Origin of the sequence: Salegentibacter maritimus (assembly GCF_016236915.1) — a bacterium.
Classification (GTDB): Bacteria; Bacteroidota; Bacteroidia; order Flavobacteriales; family Flavobacteriaceae; genus Salegentibacter; species Salegentibacter maritimus.
The window spans coordinates 1-16,597 of the sequence record NZ_JAEHOK010000003.1 but is presented as its reverse complement, the minus strand read 5'-3'; the positions used below and the strand labels follow the sequence as shown (position 1 = coordinate 16,597).

The 16,597-nt window shown below is 36.6% G+C and carries 17 protein-coding genes; 4 read left to right on the top strand and 13 right to left on the bottom strand.

Annotation, left to right across the window (positions count from 1 at the left end; translation table 11 throughout):
* Window positions 1-21: 21 nt before the first annotated feature.
* The 4 genes from lipA to I6U49_RS03275 form a co-directional block, all read right to left on the bottom strand.
* On the bottom strand, window positions 22-900 hold the full coding sequence (lipA, locus tag I6U49_RS03290; protein ID WP_193711058.1) for a lipoyl synthase: 879 nt from the start codon (window positions 898-900) through the stop codon (window positions 22-24).
* Window positions 901-973: 73 nt separating this feature from the next.
* Window positions 974-1,546 carry an RNA polymerase sigma factor gene (locus tag I6U49_RS03285; RefSeq protein WP_198627561.1) on the bottom strand — a complete coding sequence of 191 codons (573 nt, stop codon included), beginning with the start codon at window positions 1,544-1,546 and terminating at the stop codon, window positions 974-976.
* The gene (locus I6U49_RS03280) at window positions 1,537-2,640 is read right to left on the bottom strand and encodes a glycosyltransferase (protein WP_193711056.1); all 1,104 of its coding nucleotides are present in this window, start codon (window positions 2,638-2,640) and stop codon (window positions 1,537-1,539) included. The genes I6U49_RS03285 and I6U49_RS03280 overlap by 10 nt, the downstream gene beginning before the upstream one ends.
* Window positions 2,641-2,645: 5 nt before the next feature.
* Window positions 2,646-2,852 (bottom strand): membrane or secreted protein, encoded by a 207-nt coding sequence (locus tag I6U49_RS03275; protein ID WP_193711055.1) that lies wholly within the window; start codon window positions 2,850-2,852, stop codon window positions 2,646-2,648.
* 312 nt (window positions 2,853-3,164) lie between these two features.
* On the opposite strand from I6U49_RS03275, the gene I6U49_RS03270 reads away from it, so the two are divergent.
* Window positions 3,165-3,782 (top strand): fasciclin domain-containing protein, encoded by a 618-nt coding sequence (locus tag I6U49_RS03270; protein WP_198627560.1) that lies wholly within the window; start codon window positions 3,165-3,167, stop codon window positions 3,780-3,782.
* Between the two features lie 105 nt (window positions 3,783-3,887).
* Here I6U49_RS03270 and murB read toward each other — a convergent pair whose 3' ends face one another.
* The 3 genes from murB to I6U49_RS03255 form a co-directional block, all read right to left on the bottom strand.
* Window positions 3,888-4,901, bottom strand: a complete 1,014-nt coding sequence (gene murB / locus I6U49_RS03265) for a UDP-N-acetylmuramate dehydrogenase (RefSeq protein WP_198627559.1) — start codon at window positions 4,899-4,901, stop codon at window positions 3,888-3,890.
* 10 nt (window positions 4,902-4,911) lie between these two features.
* Window positions 4,912-6,102: a pyridoxal phosphate-dependent aminotransferase gene (locus tag I6U49_RS03260; RefSeq protein ID WP_198627558.1), complete on the bottom strand. Its 1,191-nt coding sequence runs from the start codon at window positions 6,100-6,102 to the stop codon at window positions 4,912-4,914.
* Window positions 6,103-6,346: 244 nt separating this feature from the next.
* A complete protein-coding gene (locus I6U49_RS03255; RefSeq protein ID WP_198627557.1) occupies window positions 6,347-6,745 on the bottom strand; it encodes a DUF1573 domain-containing protein in 399 nt (132 codons plus the stop codon).
* Between the two features lie 135 nt (window positions 6,746-6,880).
* Between I6U49_RS03255 and I6U49_RS03250 the strand changes: the two genes are divergently transcribed.
* On the top strand, window positions 6,881-9,511 hold the full coding sequence (locus I6U49_RS03250; protein ID WP_198627556.1) for a valine--tRNA ligase: 2,631 nt from the start codon (window positions 6,881-6,883) through the stop codon (window positions 9,509-9,511).
* Between the two features lie 28 nt (window positions 9,512-9,539).
* Here the strand turns inward: I6U49_RS03250 and I6U49_RS03245 are convergent, their stop codons facing one another.
* The 6 genes from I6U49_RS03245 to rsfS all read right to left on the bottom strand — a co-directional run bounded on the left by I6U49_RS03245 (window position 9,540) and on the right by rsfS (window position 14,448).
* Window positions 9,540-9,812: an acyl-CoA-binding protein gene (locus I6U49_RS03245; protein ID WP_198627555.1), complete on the bottom strand. Its 273-nt coding sequence runs from the start codon at window positions 9,810-9,812 to the stop codon at window positions 9,540-9,542.
* A gap of 10 nt (window positions 9,813-9,822) precedes the next feature.
* A complete protein-coding gene (locus I6U49_RS03240) occupies window positions 9,823-10,479 on the bottom strand; it encodes a phosphatidylserine decarboxylase family protein (RefSeq protein ID WP_198627554.1) in 657 nt (218 codons plus the stop codon).
* Window positions 10,469-11,272 (bottom strand): phosphatidate cytidylyltransferase, encoded by an 804-nt coding sequence (locus tag I6U49_RS03235; protein WP_193711047.1) that lies wholly within the window; start codon window positions 11,270-11,272, stop codon window positions 10,469-10,471. The genes I6U49_RS03240 and I6U49_RS03235 overlap by 11 nt, the downstream gene beginning before the upstream one ends.
* 2 nt (window positions 11,273-11,274) lie before the next feature.
* Window positions 11,275-11,886: an LUD domain-containing protein gene (locus I6U49_RS03230; protein ID WP_198627553.1), complete on the bottom strand. Its 612-nt coding sequence runs from the start codon at window positions 11,884-11,886 to the stop codon at window positions 11,275-11,277.
* Between the two features lie 99 nt (window positions 11,887-11,985).
* A complete protein-coding gene (ftsH, locus tag I6U49_RS03225) occupies window positions 11,986-14,052 on the bottom strand; it encodes an ATP-dependent zinc metalloprotease FtsH (RefSeq protein ID WP_198627552.1) in 2,067 nt (688 codons plus the stop codon).
* 24 nt (window positions 14,053-14,076) lie between these two features.
* Complete coding sequence (rsfS, locus tag I6U49_RS03220) at window positions 14,077-14,448, bottom strand: ribosome silencing factor (RefSeq protein ID WP_193711044.1); 372 nt, start codon at window positions 14,446-14,448, stop codon at window positions 14,077-14,079.
* Between the two features lie 95 nt (window positions 14,449-14,543).
* On the opposite strand from rsfS, the gene I6U49_RS03215 reads away from it, so the two are divergent.
* Both I6U49_RS03215 and I6U49_RS03210 read left to right on the top strand, forming a co-directional pair.
* The gene (locus I6U49_RS03215) at window positions 14,544-15,275 is read left to right on the top strand and encodes a biotin--[acetyl-CoA-carboxylase] ligase (RefSeq protein ID WP_198627551.1); all 732 of its coding nucleotides are present in this window, start codon (window positions 14,544-14,546) and stop codon (window positions 15,273-15,275) included.
* A 334-nt stretch (window positions 15,276-15,609) separates the two neighbouring features.
* Window positions 15,610-16,590 carry an IS110 family RNA-guided transposase gene (locus I6U49_RS03210; RefSeq protein WP_198627550.1) on the top strand — a complete coding sequence of 327 codons (981 nt, stop codon included), beginning with the start codon at window positions 15,610-15,612 and terminating at the stop codon, window positions 16,588-16,590.
* Window positions 16,591-16,597 lie beyond the last annotated feature (7 nt).

The following is a 16,597-nucleotide window of genomic DNA, read 5'->3' as shown; positions in this document are numbered from 1 at the left end:
TTAAATCGGAAAAAAAAAACCTTAATCTATATGTTTATGTGCTTTGTAGGAAGAACGAACCAGGGCGCTACTTTCTACATGGCGAAATCCGAGGTCCAGCCCAATTGCCTCATATTTTTTAAATTGATCTGGGGTGATAAATTGCTTTACCGGTAAATGTTTTTTACTGGGTTGTAGGTATTGCCCAATAGTTACCACATCTACGTCTGCTGCTCTAAGATCATGCAGGGTTTGTATTACTTCGTTTTCCTGTTCACCAAGTCCCAACATAATTCCAGATTTGGTTCTGTTTACACCTTGTTGCTTGAGATAGCGAAGAACTTCAAGACTACGATCGTACTTGGCTTGAATTCTAACCTCCCGGGTAAGTCTTCTAACCGTCTCCATATTGTGGGAAACCACCTCTGGCATTACTTCTACTATACGGTCTATATTGCGTTCATTTCCCTGAAAATCTGGTATTAAAGTTTCTAGGGTGGTTTCAGGGTTCATTCGGCGAATGGCTTTCACGGTTTCCGCCCAAATTATAGATCCCATATCTTTAAGATCGTCGCGGTCTACACTGGTTACCACGGCGTGCTTAATCCCCATAATTTTTATAGAGCGGGCAACTTTTTCAGGTTCGTCCCAATCTACTGTTTCCGGACGGCCGGTTTTTACACCACAAAATCCGCAGGAACGGGTACAAATATTTCCTAAAATCATAAAGGTAGCAGTACCTTCACTCCAGCATTCCCCCATATTTGGGCAGCTGCCGGAAGTACAAATTGTATGTAGATCATATTTGTCTACCAGGCTGCGAAGTTCGGTATATTTTTTACCGGTTGGAAGTTTTACCCTTAGCCATTTTGGTTTAGCTTTAGGCTTTTCTTTTACGGGGCTTATAGTGTCTGTACTCATAGTAAAAATCTAGATTTCAAAGATACAATAATCTAATGAACTGCATAAATTAGATCGTTAAGTCCTAAAGAACTTACACCGATTTTCTTTCTTCAATGATTTTTGCCAGTAACTTCCTGGCTCTTAAAAGTTTTACTTTTACATTATTCATGGGTTCATTCAGGGTTTCAGCAATTTCTTTATAAGATTTTTCCTGAAAGTACCTAAGATTAATAACTTCCTGGTAGTGTGGTTTTAACTGTTTAATGTCGGTAAGTAGTTGAGCTAAGTGTTGTTCGCTAATTAATTTGTCTTCAATTGTAGGTGTTTCATCAGCTATGCGGTATACTTTTTCATTTTGGTCTGAGGTAGTTTGAGAGCTAATAGAAGATTTTTGCTTCCTAATCATATCAACATGAATATTCTTTGAAATGGCTATTAGCCAGGTGTTAAAAGAATATTCCTCATCAAAAGTTTCAATCCTTTTAAAGGCTTTGGAAAAAGTTTGAATAGTGATATCTTCTGATTCGTACGCGTTGCCCGTTTTCTTAAGCTGAAATCCATATACGCTGTCCCAAAATGTATCGAGTAGATAATTAAAAGCCGACTGGCTTCCATTTTTTGCCGCTTTAATTCGGGTAAGGAGCAATTGCTGATCTATTTCCAATGCCTTGGTTTTGAAATGCTGTTCGCGATAAATATGCCAAATTGGGTGAAAATTAAAAATACTTCTAAAAAGGGAAACAACCAAATTACATCTGTTTCTTGTAATTTTCTAGCCGATTGTGTGTACACTATTCCCTGTACCAATAGCACGACTGCTGCGCAACCTACAACCAGTTGCCACTGAAACTGGAGTATAAGCAAAATGGCAAGTAAAATCCAAAAGAAGAAGCGTGCAGTAAAAAACAAGCCCAATAATATTTTATCTTTTGTTTTGTAAAATCCTACTACTGATGCGTGTCTTCTTTTTTGGTGAAACCAGGATTTTAGATCTGTTTTAGGAACACTTCTCGTGCTTGCTTCCGGATGGTGACATATAAAGGTGTTTTTAAAGTTTGCTGCTTCGTTAACAAAAAGGTCATCATCTCCAGATCTTAAATGTAAATGATTGGCAAAACCTTTTTGGTCGTAAAACTGTTTGGAAGTATAGGCCAGGTTTCTTCCCACACCCATATACGGGTTTCCTAATTTTGCATAGGAGAAATATTGAATAGCGGTAAGTAAGGTTTCAAAACGAATTAGCTTGTTTAGTAAAGACTTACTGTTTTTAAAATACCCACCATAGCCTAGTACAATGCTTTTTTCTTGCAGAAATCCGTTAGCCATGTGTTTAATCCAATTTGGGCTTTGTGGCGCACAGTCTGCATCGGTAAATATTAAATACGGGTTTTGAGCCTTTTTTATACCTAAGGTAAGTGCGTATTTTTTATTTGCCCAAAATGCTTCATTGTTTTTAACATTTACAAGTTTAACCCTGCCGTCCAGGCTTTGAAAATGCTCTATAACTTCTAAGGTATTATCTAAAGAAGCATCATTTATAATAATTACTTCAAAATTAGGGTAGTCCTGATCTAGAATGGGAGGAAGGAAGTTTTTAAGATTTTCGGCTTCGTTTTTGGCACAAACAATAACCGATATAGGCAAGTCTATCTCTTCGGGATTTTTACTTTTATCTTTGGCAAAAGCAAAAAAAGCGAGGTAAAAGCCTAAAATAATTATTGAAAACAGAAAAAAAAGCCCCAGTAGAATTGCTGCCATGAAACTTAGTTAGCCTTCTTTTCTCCAGAACAATCGCCTTGTTCTTCGGGTAATTTTCCGCAAAAACTGCAAGCTTCTCCTTCTTTATTCAAAAATGGGCTCTGGCTGGCACAGGTTCCGGCAAATTTACCGTCTTTTTTTCCCCATATTTTAATGGCTATTCCGGCGAAAGCCAACCCTAAAAGCAAAACTGTTATTATAAGTAACTGCATAACTACGTGATATTTCTAATTTCTCCCCCTTCTAATTAATTTCAATATGAATGTGACATTAGATATTTAGCCAAAAATCGAAATTTAAAGACTATAGATTTTATATCTAAACCTTAAAAAATCTATGTAATACCCCTCTGGCCGTCACACGATGAAATTTAGTGCAAAAATAGCAATAAATTGACTTTTGGGAAAATTCAAACGCATATTAGCATAAGCTTTACACACTTTAACTAAAATTTAATCGTAATGCGCTGTAATTGTAAAGTTTAGGTGATAAATTAGGAGGTCTAAACCATTAAAAACTAAATTATGAAATCTAAAATTTTATTAATAATGTTAGCTGTTTTTGCATTTAGCTTTACTTCTTGCGAAGATACCAAGAAGAAGGAAGAGGAAAAGGCAAAAATGGAGCAGGAAGCAGCAGAGCAAGAGGCTAAAATGAAAGCTGAAGAGGAACGCATGGAAATGGAATCTAATAGTATTGCTGCCAAAGCGATGGCAACCGATTCTCTAAGTACCTTAGTTAGTGCATTGAAAAATGCCGAATTGGCAACAACCTTTACCGAAGATGAAGGTCCATATACAGTTTTTGCACCTACCAACAGTGCTTTCGAAAAAGTTGATAAAGCTACCTTAGATGAATTGATGAAGAGTGAGAATAAAGATCAATTAGCAGGTGTTCTTAAATATCACGTAGTAGATAAAGAAATTACGGCTTCAGATTTAAGTCAGATGATTGAAGATGGAGGTGGTGAAGTAACTTTTGCTACTATGGAAGGGGCAGAACTTACAGCTATGGCAGATGGAGATAATATTGTGCTTAAGGATGGAAATGGGAACACAGCTACCATTATCGCTACAGATATTGAAGCTTCTAACGGAATGGTGCACCTTATTGACGGTGTAGTAATGAAAAAAGCTTCGTAAATATTGATTGATTAACAAATATAAAGAGGCTGTTTATAAACAGCCTCTTTTTTTAGTATCCTGTTGCGGGGATATTTTTTGTAAAATCAATTTTAAACTTTTTATCTAAAAAATGTTCACTTCAGCTTCTAGTTTTATATTATACTTCTGATAAATTTTTTCCTGAATTTCTTTAGATAATTCTAAAATTTCTTGCCCGCTGGCATTTCCGTAATTTACCAAAACCAAAGCCTGGTTTTTATGTATACCGGCATCAGCTTTGCGATATCCTTTTAAACCTGCCTGGTCTATAAGCCAGCCTGCAGGGATTTTAATTTGGTTGGCCTGCACAGCGTAAAAGGGCATTTCAGGAAATTGCTGTTGTAACTTCTTGAATTCAGTCTCGCTAACTATTGGGTTTTTAAAAAAGCTCCCACTATTGCCCAACTCCCTCGGATCTGGTAGTTTCTGTTGACGAATATGTACAACGGCATCAGAAATATTTTTAATAGTAGGTTTTTTGATATTATGCTTGTCTAATTCGGCCTGGATCGCACCGTAAGAAGTGCTTAACTCATGATTTTTTTTACTAAGTTTAAAGTTTACCGAGGTGATAATGTATTGACCTTTTAGTTTGTTTTTAAAAACAGAGTTTCGGTAACCAAATTCACATTGTTCGTTATTGAAGGTTTCAACTTCCAAAGTTTGTATGCGCAGGGCTTCACAAGATTTAAAGCTGTCTTTAAGTTCAACCCCATAAGCACCAATGTTTTGAACAGGAGCAGTACCTACATTACCGGGTATTAAAGAAAGATTTTCGAGTCCGCCATAGCCTTTTTCAATACAATATAATACAAATTGGTGCCAGTTTTCGCCGGCACCAACTTTTAAGATAACTTCTTCGTTGTTTTCAGAAATAAGTTCAATTCCACTAATGTTAATATGAACAACCGTTTTATCTATATCCTGGGTAAGCAGCATATTGCTACCGCCTCCCAGTACAAATATCTCTGTTGCATAAGCCTGCTGTAAAACATCACGTAACTCTTTTTTACTGCTTACAGATATGAATTTTCTGGCTTTTACATCTACACCAAAAGTATTGTATTGCTTCAGGGAGAAATTTTCAGCAACCTGCATAGATGATGTGTTATTTATTATATTCTTTTAGAGCAATCTTTAGGATTTCAATGGCTCTCTCCAGATTTTCTTTCTTTAATACATATGCAATTCTCACCTGGTTTAGACCGGTGTTAGGGGTAGAGTAGAAGCCGGCTGCAGGAGCTATCATTACCGTTTCATTATTGTAATCGAAACTTTCTAACAACCACTGTGAAAAATTGTCGGCATTTTCAACAGGAAGCTCGGCAATGCAATAGAAGGCCCCCTTAGGTTTGGCAACTTTTACACCCGGTATACTCTCTAAACCTTCAATTAAAAGATTTCTTCGCTCTGTATATTCTTTGTTTACTTCATCAAAATATTCATCTGGAGTGTCTAATGCAGCTTCTGCGGCTATTTGAGCGAAGGTAGGCGGGCTCAATCTTGCCTGTGCAAATTTCATGGCAGCACGCATTACTTCCAGGTTTTTTGAAACAAGACAGCCAATTCTTGCTCCGCACATACTGTAGCGTTTAGAAACCGAATCTACCATAATGGCGTGTTGTTCCAGGCCGGGAATACTCATAATGGAATGATGCTTAACCCCATCGTATGCAAACTCACGATACACTTCATCGGCAACAATAAAAAGGTCATGTTTCAGGGCTAAATCTGCAAGTTGCTGTATTTCTTCACGGGTGTATAAATAACCGGTAGGATTTCCGGGATTACATAAAAGAATAGCCCTTGTTTTGTCGGTGATTAATTTTTCAAATTCTGAAATTGCAGGAAGCGAAAAATTATTTTCTATGCTTCCTTTAATGGGAACGATTTGCACCCCAGATGCGGTTGCAAAACCATTGTAATTTGCGTAAAAAGGCTCTGGGATAATTACCTCATCACCCGGGTCGGTAATACTTCCCATAGCAAACATCAAAGCTTCAGAGCCCCCGGTTGAAATAATAATATCCTGTGCATCTACCGGGATATCATTTTTTCTATAATATTGGGCTAGTTTGGTTCTATAAGATTCAAAACCCGCAGAATGACTGTATGAAAGCACATCTATATCATTGCTTTTAACTGCTGCCAAAGCTGCTTTTGGGGTTTCAATATCCGGTTGGCCAATATTTAATTGATAGATTTTTTTTCCCTTTTTTACAGCTGCTTCAGCAAAGGGTACTAGTTTTCTTATTGGAGATTCGGGCATATTGCGCCCTTTGTTCGATATATTTGGCATGAGATTTATTTTAATACATTGCAAACATGCAAAAATCTAAGAAGATTTCTGATTAGTTTTTAGTTATAATTTATCAAAAACTAAAAATTGTTCCTTAAAATTAAATTTGAAACTTAAAAGTATAGAAGTAGCCGTTTAAAATGCCAGATAACGCTAATCTAAACTTGATTCAAGATTTATAATTTTAAAAACTTTACAAGCTTATTTTAATGTGCATAAGACTTTTTAAACGGCTTTTTAGGCTTTAATAGTTAAGACTATTATTATCTTTTTCAATAACCCGCCCCTTAATTTTAAGTGATTTTGTTGATTCTTCGGCATTAGAATATACAGTGATTGTTTTTCTAATTGGGCCTACAAGATTTGTGTTGTACTTTACCTGAATCTCTCCTGTTTCTCCCGGCTTAATTGGTTCTTCCGGTTTTTTAGGAATGGTGCAACCACAACTAGAGGTTACATTGGCAATAACCAATGGGGCATTGCCTGTATTGGTGAATTCAAAAACGCGAACACCATCACTTCCTTTTTCTATTTCGCCATATTCAATAGTTTCAGTTTTGAATTCTATCTTGGCTTTTTCCTGCGCCATAACCGTGCCTATACCAGCAACAACAAAAATGGCGATAGCAATAAATTTCTTCATAATTATTAATATTTAAAAACGAATGATAAAAATAAGCCGAATTGCTGTGTACACAAAATTATAATCAAATCAACTTCTTTTATAATCCTTAAGTTATATTTACTTTTGCTCTTATTTTTCAAAAACCAGACCAATATGGCGATTGCTTCCCAATACGATTCAAAAAAAGTAGAAGATAAATGGTATAACTACTGGATGGAAAACAATTATTTTCATTCAGAGGTAGACGATAGAGAACCATACACTATTGTAATTCCACCACCAAACGTAACCGGTGTTTTACATATGGGGCATATGCTTAACAATACCATTCAGGATGTTTTAGTGAGAAGAGCTCGATTAAAAGGCTATAATGCCTGTTGGGTGCCGGGTACCGATCATGCTTCTATTGCAACTGAGGCAAAAGTAGTGGCAAAATTAAAGGCAGAAGGAATTGATAAAAACGATCTTAGTCGTGAGGAATTTCTACAGCATGCCTGGGAGTGGACACATAAACATGGGGGGATTATCCTTGAGCAACTAAAAAAGCTGGGGGCCTCCTGCGATTGGGAACGCACCAAGTTTACCATGGATGAAAAGATGTCAGCTTCTGTAATTAAGGTTTTTGTTGATTTATATGAAAAAGGACTCATTTACCGCGGGTATCGAATGGTAAATTGGGACCCACAGGCAAAAACTACCCTTTCTGACGAGGAAGTAATTCATTTAGAGAAACAGGGCGAGCTTTTTTATCTTAATTATAAAGTAGAAGGTAGTGATGACGTATTAAGTATAGCTACTACACGTCCCGAAACTATATTGGGGGATACGGCAATTTGTATCAATCCAAACGATGAACGTTTTGCCCATTTAAAAGGTAAAAAAGCGATTGTTCCAATTTGTAATAGGGTAATCCCAATTATTGAAGACGAATATGTAGATGTAGAGTTTGGTACGGGTTGCTTAAAAGTGACGCCGGCCCATGATGAAAATGATAAAATGCTTGGAGATAAGCATAATCTTGAAGTGATAGATATCCTTAACGACGATGCCAGTCTTAATGCTTACGGAATGCATTATGAAGGGAAAGATAGGTTCCAGGTTAGAAAGGAGATCGTAGAAGAACTAAAAGAAATGGGCGTGCTTACCAAAATTGAAGAGCATATTAATAAAGTAGGGACCAGTGAACGCACCGGTGCTGTTATAGAACCCAAACTTAGTGACCAGTGGTTTCTAAAGATGAAAGAAATGGCCAAACCTGCAATAGATGCTGTTGTTGGTGATGAAATTAACCTGGTGCCCGATAAATTTTTGAATACCTATAAGCATTGGATGGAGAATGTTCGTGACTGGAATATCTCCCGTCAGCTTTTATGGGGACATCAAATTCCGGCTTATTTTTACGGTAGCGGAAAAGAAGACTTTGTGGTTGCCGAAACTGCAGAGAAAGCCCTGGAGAAAGCGAGAGAAAAGTCTGGAAATGCCCATTTAAAGGCAGAAGAATTAATTCAGGATAAAGATGCTCTGGATACTTGGTTTTCTTCCTGGTTATGGCCCATGAGTGTCTTTAATGGGATTTTAGAACCGGAGAATGAAGAAATTAAATATTATTATCCAACTAACGATCTTGTGACTGCTCCCGAAATTTTATTTTTCTGGGTAGCACGAATGATTATGGCCGGTTACGAATACAGGGGAGAACGACCATTTAAAAACGTTTATCTTACCGGGATTGTTCGTGATAAGCAGCGGAGAAAAATGTCCAAGTCCTTAGGGAATTCACCCGATCCGCTAGGTTTAATAGAGCAATATGGAGCCGATGGTGTTAGGGTAGGAATGCTTTTAAGTTCTCCGGCCGGAAACGATTTGATGTTTGAAGAAGATCTTTGTAAACAGGGTAGTGCATTTTCAAATAAAATTTGGAACGCATTCAGGCTGGTAAAGGGCTGGGAAGTTTCTGAAGAAAAGGAGCAGGACGAAACCTCAAAAATTGCAATTAATTGGTACACCGCCAGGTTTAGAAAAACCCTCGTGGAAATTGAAGATCACTACGCTAAATATAGGATGAGTGATGCTTTAATGAGCACTTATAAGTTGATTTGGGACGATTACTGTTCCTGGTTCCTTGAGATGGTAAAACCGGCTTACGGTGAGCCTATAGATGGCAAAACATATAAAGCAGTAATAGAAATTTTAGAAGATAACTTAAAAATTCTTCATCCGTTTATGCCGTTTGTTACTGAGGAAATTTGGCAGGAAATTACTGAAAGAAAACCTTCTGAAGCCTTAATTGTAGCGAAATGGCCGGAGATTAAGGATTATAACGAAGGAATAATTAACGAATTTGCTTTGGCTTCAGAAGTCATTGCAGGGATAAGAAAGGTAAGAAAAGAGAAAAATATCTCGTTTAAAAATACCATAGACCTAATGGTAATGAACAACGAAAATGCTTCAGAATTCTTTGATCCTGTGATCTTAAAGATGGGTAATATAAATGCTTTTAATTACGTAGATACACAGGTGGAAGGTGCGCTTTCCTTCCGAGTGAAATCTAATGAGTACTTTATTCCTATTGCCGGTGCTATTGATGTTGAAGCTGAAATTGAAAAACTGGAAGAAGAATTAAAATATAATGAAGGCTTCCTAAAATCTGTAGAGAAGAAGCTCTCTAACGAGCGATTTGTAAATAATGCGCCCGAAAAAGTTGTAGCTATAGAAAAAGCAAAGAAAGCTGATGCTGAGGCGAAGATTAAAGCTATTAAAGCCAGCTTAAAAGGTTTAAGTTAAAACAAAAATAAAGGCGGAGTAACTACAATTATGTTACTTCGCCAATATGTTCTTCTACCAGCTCTATATACTTTTCGCGGGCTTCCTGCTTGCTAATATTTTTTATCTGTAATAAAGCGTTTACTTTAAAGGCATTCCTAATATCGCCTTCGCTCATGGGAGGGGCGTAAAAACCATTTACCTGAGTGGCTTTTTTGTAATAAGCATAAAAATGCAACATAATATCTGGCGCAAATTTTTGAGTGGTTTTGCTCGCCATTTCATATGCTTTTAAAAATTTTTCTTCTGTTGTATAAGACATAACGTTTTGCTTATTCTTCAATATTGGCTATCACGCTTAGGCCACCTTTTACTTTTTGATCTAATTCAACCAAAATAGGGGTGTTTAGCGGTAGGAAAACGTCTACCCGGGATCCAAATTTTATGAATCCACTATCGCTACCCTGAATAACTTTGTCGTCAACTTTAGCATAGTTTACAATTCTTTTTGCTAATGCTCCGGCAATTTGCCTGTATAATATCTCACCGGCAACAGGGTTTTCCACAACAACCGTGGTTCTTTCGTTCTCTTCACTAGATTTAGGATGCCAGGCTACTAAAAATTTACCCGGATGATATTTACTGTATTTCACTTTACCACCAATAGGGTGCCTTGTTACGTGCACATTAATTGGCGACATGAAAATAGATACCTGAATACGCTTATCTTTAAAGTATTCTTTTTCTTCAACCTCTTCAATGGCTACAACTTTACCATCTACGGGTGCAATTACATTGGTATCATTTAAAACAGTTTTTCTTTTAGGATTTCTAAAAAACTGAATGATTAGCAAAAATAGAACGATAGTAACCACCAGGATAGCAAATTTTATCCAATAGGTGTTTATAAACGAATATGATACTACGTTTATTGCAATAAGCAGCACAGCTGCTATCGCCATAATTTTATAACCTTCTTTATGAAACATAATCTAGAATATAGAGATAAGCATATACAAACGGACTTGAAAAAATAATACTATCTAACCTGTCAAATAATCCGCCGTGGCCTGGCATTAGTTTTCCGCTGTCTTTTACACCGGCCTGACGTTTAAATTTTGATTGGATAAGATCTCCTAAAGTCCCAAAAACACTCAGTATAATGGCTAAGCCAAGCCAAATGGGGAAAGTGAGAAATTGTGTGTAATAGAAAATAAAAAAACTTGCTATTCCACTAAAAACCACACCACCCAGGAAACCTTCTACTGTTTTGTTAGGCGAAATTCTTTCAAAAAGCTTCTTGCTGCCAAAATTCTTACCTACAATATAAGCAAATGTATCGTTAGTCCAAATAAGTATAAAGATGCCAACTACCAATTTAGGGATAAAGACACCTTCTATAGTTGGGATTAGTGTAAGGAAAATAACAGAAGAAATGAGATAAAAAATAATTATAATATATTTCTTCTTTTCAAAAACGGGTATTTTTCTTACCACCAACAAATCTTTAACCAAAAATAGATTTACAAAAATGGTTATAAAAAGTAAGAGTATGGTGGCGTCCTGATTAAACTTAAGATAGCTAAAGAGGTAGAAAAGCAAAGCTTGTACAGCATAAAGCGCATAGCTTTTGAGATGCAATAATTTTTGCATTTCTATGAGGCACACAAGTCCGAGCAAATAAAATAAACTAATAAAGATAAATTCGGAAGAAAGTATGGAAGCAACCAATATGGATACATACAATAATCCTGAAATAGTTCTAATAATGGCTTCCCTCATATTTATAAATCTTCCAGCAGGAGCAAATATAGGTTTTTTGTACTACTTCCATAGCTCATAAAGTCACCCTCTTTTTGAGTTTCAAAATTTTTAATGGTCGTGATGTTAGAAGGGATTCTTTGCTTGTTCCTAAATTTGATGCCACGTAAACCTTCGCCAATAGTATCAATTAACTGACTTGTAGAAGAGATAATAACAAAATTATCGGGTAAATCATTGAGTTTGCACTCTTTAATTTGATTTGAAGAGATGAGTATAGAACCATCATTGGCTACCAAATACTCGCAGGTAGATAGAAAAAAAGGGGCAGAACCAGACTTTGTGAAATCCAGGTTGAAACCTTTAAATTTATCTTGAAGATTTGGATCCAGACAAAAGCACTGTTTTTCGTACCAGTCGTTTTCCAGTAAAATATTGTCAAAAGCCTCAAGCATTTCATTATCGTTCTCACAATAAAGGAATTTACCTCCGTTGTTTTTGAAATTCAACATGAAACGTTCATCGGTAGGTAATTTTACCTCAGGCATGTATTTTCCCCGCTCAGCTTTTTCAGGAGATTCCTGCTTCTTGTCTGATTTAGATTTAGGGTTAAGAAATCTTCTAAATAGACTCATAGAATTTTGGGTGTGGTTCTCGACGTCATTTTAACCAAAGGTAAAAAATCTTAATTTAACACTATGGCAAATTAAGATTTTTTAAACCGTGGTTGTGAACTATTTATTAACCGAATTGTTTTCGGTTAATGTATCTTTATCTTCTGAGGTTCCGGGAGCTGGATGCTGCTCTTCGGTTTCCGAAGCTTTTTCTTCAACTTTAGGCGTTTCTTTTTTTCCTTGCACTTCGGTTTTTTCCTCCTCTTTGTCGTAAGGCCTTTTTCCGAAGATACGCTCTAAATCATCCTTAAAAATCACTTCCTTGTCCAGAAGGATATCTGCCAATTGACCCAGTTTGTCTTTATGCTCAGTAAGCAAATCTATGGCACGCTGATATTGAGTTTCAATTAGGTTAGAAATCTCTTTATCAATAAGCTCAGATGTGCTTTCACTATAAGGCTTGGTAAAGTTATATTCGCCCTGTCCTGAAGAATCATAATAGGTTAAATTTCCAATCTTATCATTTAGACCGTAAATGGTGACCATTGCTTTGGCCTGCTTGGTAACTTTCTCAAGATCGCTTAAAGCACCTGTTGAAATTTTATTAAAAACTACCTTCTCTGCAGCTCTTCCTCCAAGGGCAGCACACATTTCATCAAGCATCTGCTCTGGTCTAACAATTAGTCGCTCTTCAGGTAAATACCAGGCAGCTCCTAAAGATTGCCCGCGTGGCACAATTGTTACTTTAACAAGTGGGGCTGCGTGCTCTAACATCCAGCTCACAGTCGCGTGACCGGCTTCGTGATAGGCAATGGCCTTTTTTTCATCGGGCGTAATAATTTTATTCTTTTTCTCCAGGCCGCCAACAATTCGGTCTACAGCATCAAGAAAATCTTGTTTACCAACAGCTTTGTTACCTTTACGAGCGGCAATTAAGGCAGCTTCGTTGCAAACATTGGCAATATCTGCACCAGAGAATCCCGGTGTTTGTTTTGCTAAAAATTCAGTATCCAGTTCATCGGCTACTTTTTTAAGCGGCTTTAAATGAACTTCAAAAATTTCCTTTCGCTCGTTTAGATCGGGTAGGTCTACATAAATTTGACGGTCAAATCTTCCGGCACGCATTAAGGCTTTATCTAAAACATCGGCACGGTTAGTGGCAGCTACTACAATTACGTTGGTGTTTGTTCCAAAACCATCCATTTCTGTTAGTAACTGGTTTAAGGTGTTTTCACGTTCATCATTAGAACCTGAGAAATTGCTTTTTCCACGGGCACGTCCAATGGCATCTATTTCATCTATAAAAATAATTGATGGTGATTTTTCTTTCGCCTGTTTAAACAAGTCGCGTACCCTTGAGGCACCCACCCCTACAAACATCTCTACGAAGTCTGAACCGGAAAGTGAAAAGAAAGGCACTTTGGCTTCACCGGCAACGGCTTTTGCCAGTAAGGTTTTACCGGTTCCGGGAGGTCCTACCAAAAGTGCTCCTTTTGGAATTTTACCCCCTAGAGAGGTGTATTTGTCTGGTTGTTTTAAAAAATCTACAATTTCCTGAACTTCTTCTTTTGCACCTTCTAAGCCGGCCACATCTTTAAAAGATGTCTTTACATCGGTATTTTGGTCGAATAATTTAGCTTTTGATTTTCCGATATTAAAAATTTGGCCTCCTGCACCACCACCGGCACCGGAACTCATTTTGCGCATGATGAAAATCCAAACACCAATTATTAAAATAAATGGCAACAATGCCCAGAATACTTCTCCCAAAACATTGCTTTGTGTATCGTAAACCACCGTCGTTTCAAGATTGTTCTCTGCTTTTATCTCTTTTATATCGTTTTCAAGATTTTGCAGATCTCCAAACTCAAAACTATAGGCAGGGGTTTCCCCGCCGGTATTGAATAATTCCGGATCGTTTGCATTTTTATGAATCTCTTTTTGGGAAGCTTCTTCAGTGAGATAGACTTTGGCTTGTTTACGGTTTACAATTTCTACCTTCTTTACGTCTCCCTCCCTTAAGAAATTAAGAAATTCTGCCGGGTTGGTTTTAGCAGGTTCACTAAAACCGCCTCCGCTAAAAAAGTTAAGTCCTAAAAAGAAGATTATTATAGCGGCATAGATCCAATAAGCACTAAATTTAGGCTTTTTGGGATCAATGTTTTTTTTGGGTTGCTGTTTCGCCATTCTCGGTAATTCTAAATTAGATAATTAATAATTTGTTTCTATGGAAGTGATTTTTGCATCCCCCCAAAGGCTTTCAATATCGTAAAACTCTCTGATATGTTTTTGGAAAACGTGTACAACTACGTTCACATAGTCTAAAAGTACCCATTCGGCATTTTCTCCACCTTCTATGTGCCAGGGTTTATCTTTAAGAGCTTTACTTACAGTTTTTTGAACGGAATTCACTATGGCGTTTACCTGTGTGTTGGAAGTACCATTACAAATTATAAAATAATCACAAACGGTGTTTTCAATTTGTCTAAGGTCCAGAATATCAATATCGTTACCTTTTACGTCTTCAATTCCTTTAATTATATGTGCAATAAGTTGATCGTTGTTCGGTGCTTTGTTTGCCATTAAAATTAATTATTTTCGCAAAGTTATTACTTTTTGGCTGTTAATGGGTGTTGTTTACATAACATTTAACGCCTGTTTTATTTCTATTTACTATTATGCGTATAATCAAAGTTAATGCCACCAATTCTACCAACGAATTTGCCCGGGAACTTTATCGCGGAAATACTTCATTTAAGCCGGTATGTGTAGTAGCTTACGAGCAAACTAGAGGCCGGGGGCAAAGGGGTGCTGGTTGGCATTCTAATGCAGGTGAAAACCTAACCTTTAGCGTACTATACCCAAAAATTAAGGTACATGTAAACCATCAATTTTTGATGAGCGCTACGGTTTCTTTGGCCATTCTTAAAGTGCTTCAGGAATTTAATGTTCCCGCTTTAAAGGTGAAATGGCCTAACGACATATTGTCAGAACGCTATAAAATAAGCGGAATTCTTATCGAAAATATTCTAAAAAACAATGAAATTGCAGCTTCGGTAATTGGGGTAGGCCTTAATGTAAATCAAACAAATTTTCCCGGTTTGCCACAAGCTTCTTCCCTTAAACTTGTTACCGGAAGTCAATTTAACCTGGACGAATTGCTTAAAAAAATTACGGATGAATTCGAAAAAAAGATTACCGAAATTACTGCATTTGCCGAAACGTCTATTTTAAAAGAGTATACAGAGCATTTATTTAGAAGGGATAGGGTGTCTACTTTTCAGCTACCTGATGCTTCCTTTCTTACCGGTATTATTCGAGGGGTGACAAAGAGTGGAAGGCTAAATATCGAAGTTGAAGACGAAAAGTTTAAAACCTTCGATTTAAAAGAAATTAAACTGATGTATTAAAAAAAAGCTGTCTGAAAAGTTCTTAAAATTGTCATCCTGGATTTATTTCAGAGCCTGCCCCGATTCTTTATCGGGGATCTAAAAAATTGATAATCAAAACACCTTAGAAGCTGAAAACAAGTTCCTTTAGACTTGCAAGAGTAAAATTTGTGTAAATTAAGGATTAAAAAAGAGTAGGCTAACTATAACAAGTTCCAGTTAAAAGAGCTATATGCTGATTCAGTACCTACTCTTTCCCTAAATAGTAACTCAAATAGAAATTCGGGATTAAAAGCCCATTATTAAGGAATTGAGTCCTATTTAATTTAATCCATTCATAACTAAAACCAAAATTATGAAAAATTCATTGACTTTTGTAGGTATTGATATCAGTAAAAACACATTGGATATTTGTTCTATAAAAGGTGAGAAGAAACTGGCCAAACGTATTGATAACAACAAAAAAGCTATAAAAGTTTTTTTTAGTGGCTCAAAGCCACAAAGTTTAAAAGTCTGTATTGAGAATACGGGGCGATATGGCCGTAAGATTATTGAAGTCTTAACCTCTTTAAATATCGTTTTTTACGAAGTAAATCCTTTGCATTTACACAAAAGTATTGGACTCACCAGAGGAAAAGATGATATTATAGATGCCTTCCGTATTGCTAAATTCCTGGAAAAAAACCACACAGAACTCGAACCACATCAAAAACCAGAACCGGGAATAGAAAAGCTGAAAGCACTTATATCCCATAGGAACCTGTTAATTAAGCAAAGAGCCCAACTCAAAGCAAAAAACAAAGAAAACCTACTGATTGCAGATCTTGACTTGCCGCAACTGGAAGAGCACGGAGCTGAACTTATTCAATTACTAACTGAAAAAATAAAACAAACCGACAAATCAATAATTGAGGTTATTGAGCACAATAGTGTATTGAAGCACCAATACCATTTAATACGTGCTATTCCTGGAGTAGGTCCTATTTTATCGTGGAATATGTTGATTAAAACAAATGCATTTAAATCGATCACAAATCCTCGTAAATTTGCCTGTTATGCTGGAGTGGCGCCATTTTCAAAAAGTTCAGGAACTTCTGTTTTTGGTAGGGCATCGGTTTCTATCTATGCAGATAAAGGCATTAAGAAAATACTGCATTTAGCAGCCATGAGGGCGATCCAATTGCCTTCTGATTTAAAACAATATTACCATCGAAAGGTAAATGAAGGCAAAAACAAAATGAGCGTCTTAAATGCTGTAAGAAATAAGATCATTCATAGAATTTTTGCCATCATAAAAAATCAAAAAATATATAATAATAACTTGCAAGTGTCATAGAAATCAG

Coding starts and splice junctions, on each gene's coding strand:
- I6U49_RS03275 (WP_193711055.1), bottom strand. CDS start 2,852: ATGCAGTTACTTATAATAACAGTTTTGCTTTTAGGGTTGGCTTTCGCC.
- lipA (WP_193711058.1), bottom strand. CDS start 900: ATGAGTACAGACACTATAAGCCCCGTAAAAGAAAAGCCTAAAGCTAAA.
- I6U49_RS03250 (WP_198627556.1), top strand. CDS start 6,881: ATGGCGATTGCTTCCCAATACGATTCAAAAAAAGTAGAAGATAAATGG.
- murB (WP_198627559.1), bottom strand. CDS start 4,901: ATGCAGGTTGCTGAAAATTTCTCCCTGAAGCAATACAATACTTTTGGT.
- I6U49_RS03230 (WP_198627553.1), bottom strand. CDS start 11,886: ATGAGTCTATTTAGAAGATTTCTTAACCCTAAATCTAAATCAGACAAG.
- ftsH (WP_198627552.1), bottom strand. CDS start 14,052: ATGGCGAAACAGCAACCCAAAAAAAACATTGATCCCAAAAAGCCTAAA.
- I6U49_RS03210 (WP_198627550.1), top strand. CDS start 15,610: ATGAAAAATTCATTGACTTTTGTAGGTATTGATATCAGTAAAAACACA.
- I6U49_RS03260 (WP_198627558.1), bottom strand. CDS start 6,102: ATGCCAAATATATCGAACAAAGGGCGCAATATGCCCGAATCTCCAATA.
- I6U49_RS03270 (WP_198627560.1), top strand. CDS start 3,165: ATGAAATCTAAAATTTTATTAATAATGTTAGCTGTTTTTGCATTTAGC.
- I6U49_RS03235 (WP_193711047.1), bottom strand. CDS start 11,272: ATGAGGGAAGCCATTATTAGAACTATTTCAGGATTATTGTATGTATCC.
- I6U49_RS03280 (WP_193711056.1), bottom strand. CDS start 2,640: ATGGCAGCAATTCTACTGGGGCTTTTTTTTCTGTTTTCAATAATTATT.
- I6U49_RS03245 (WP_198627555.1), bottom strand. CDS start 9,812: ATGTCTTATACAACAGAAGAAAAATTTTTAAAAGCATATGAAATGGCG.
- I6U49_RS03240 (WP_198627554.1), bottom strand. CDS start 10,479: ATGTTTCATAAAGAAGGTTATAAAATTATGGCGATAGCAGCTGTGCTG.
- I6U49_RS03255 (WP_198627557.1), bottom strand. CDS start 6,745: ATGAAGAAATTTATTGCTATCGCCATTTTTGTTGTTGCTGGTATAGGC.
- I6U49_RS03215 (WP_198627551.1), top strand. CDS start 14,544: ATGCGTATAATCAAAGTTAATGCCACCAATTCTACCAACGAATTTGCC.
- rsfS (WP_193711044.1), bottom strand. CDS start 14,448: ATGGCAAACAAAGCACCGAACAACGATCAACTTATTGCACATATAATT.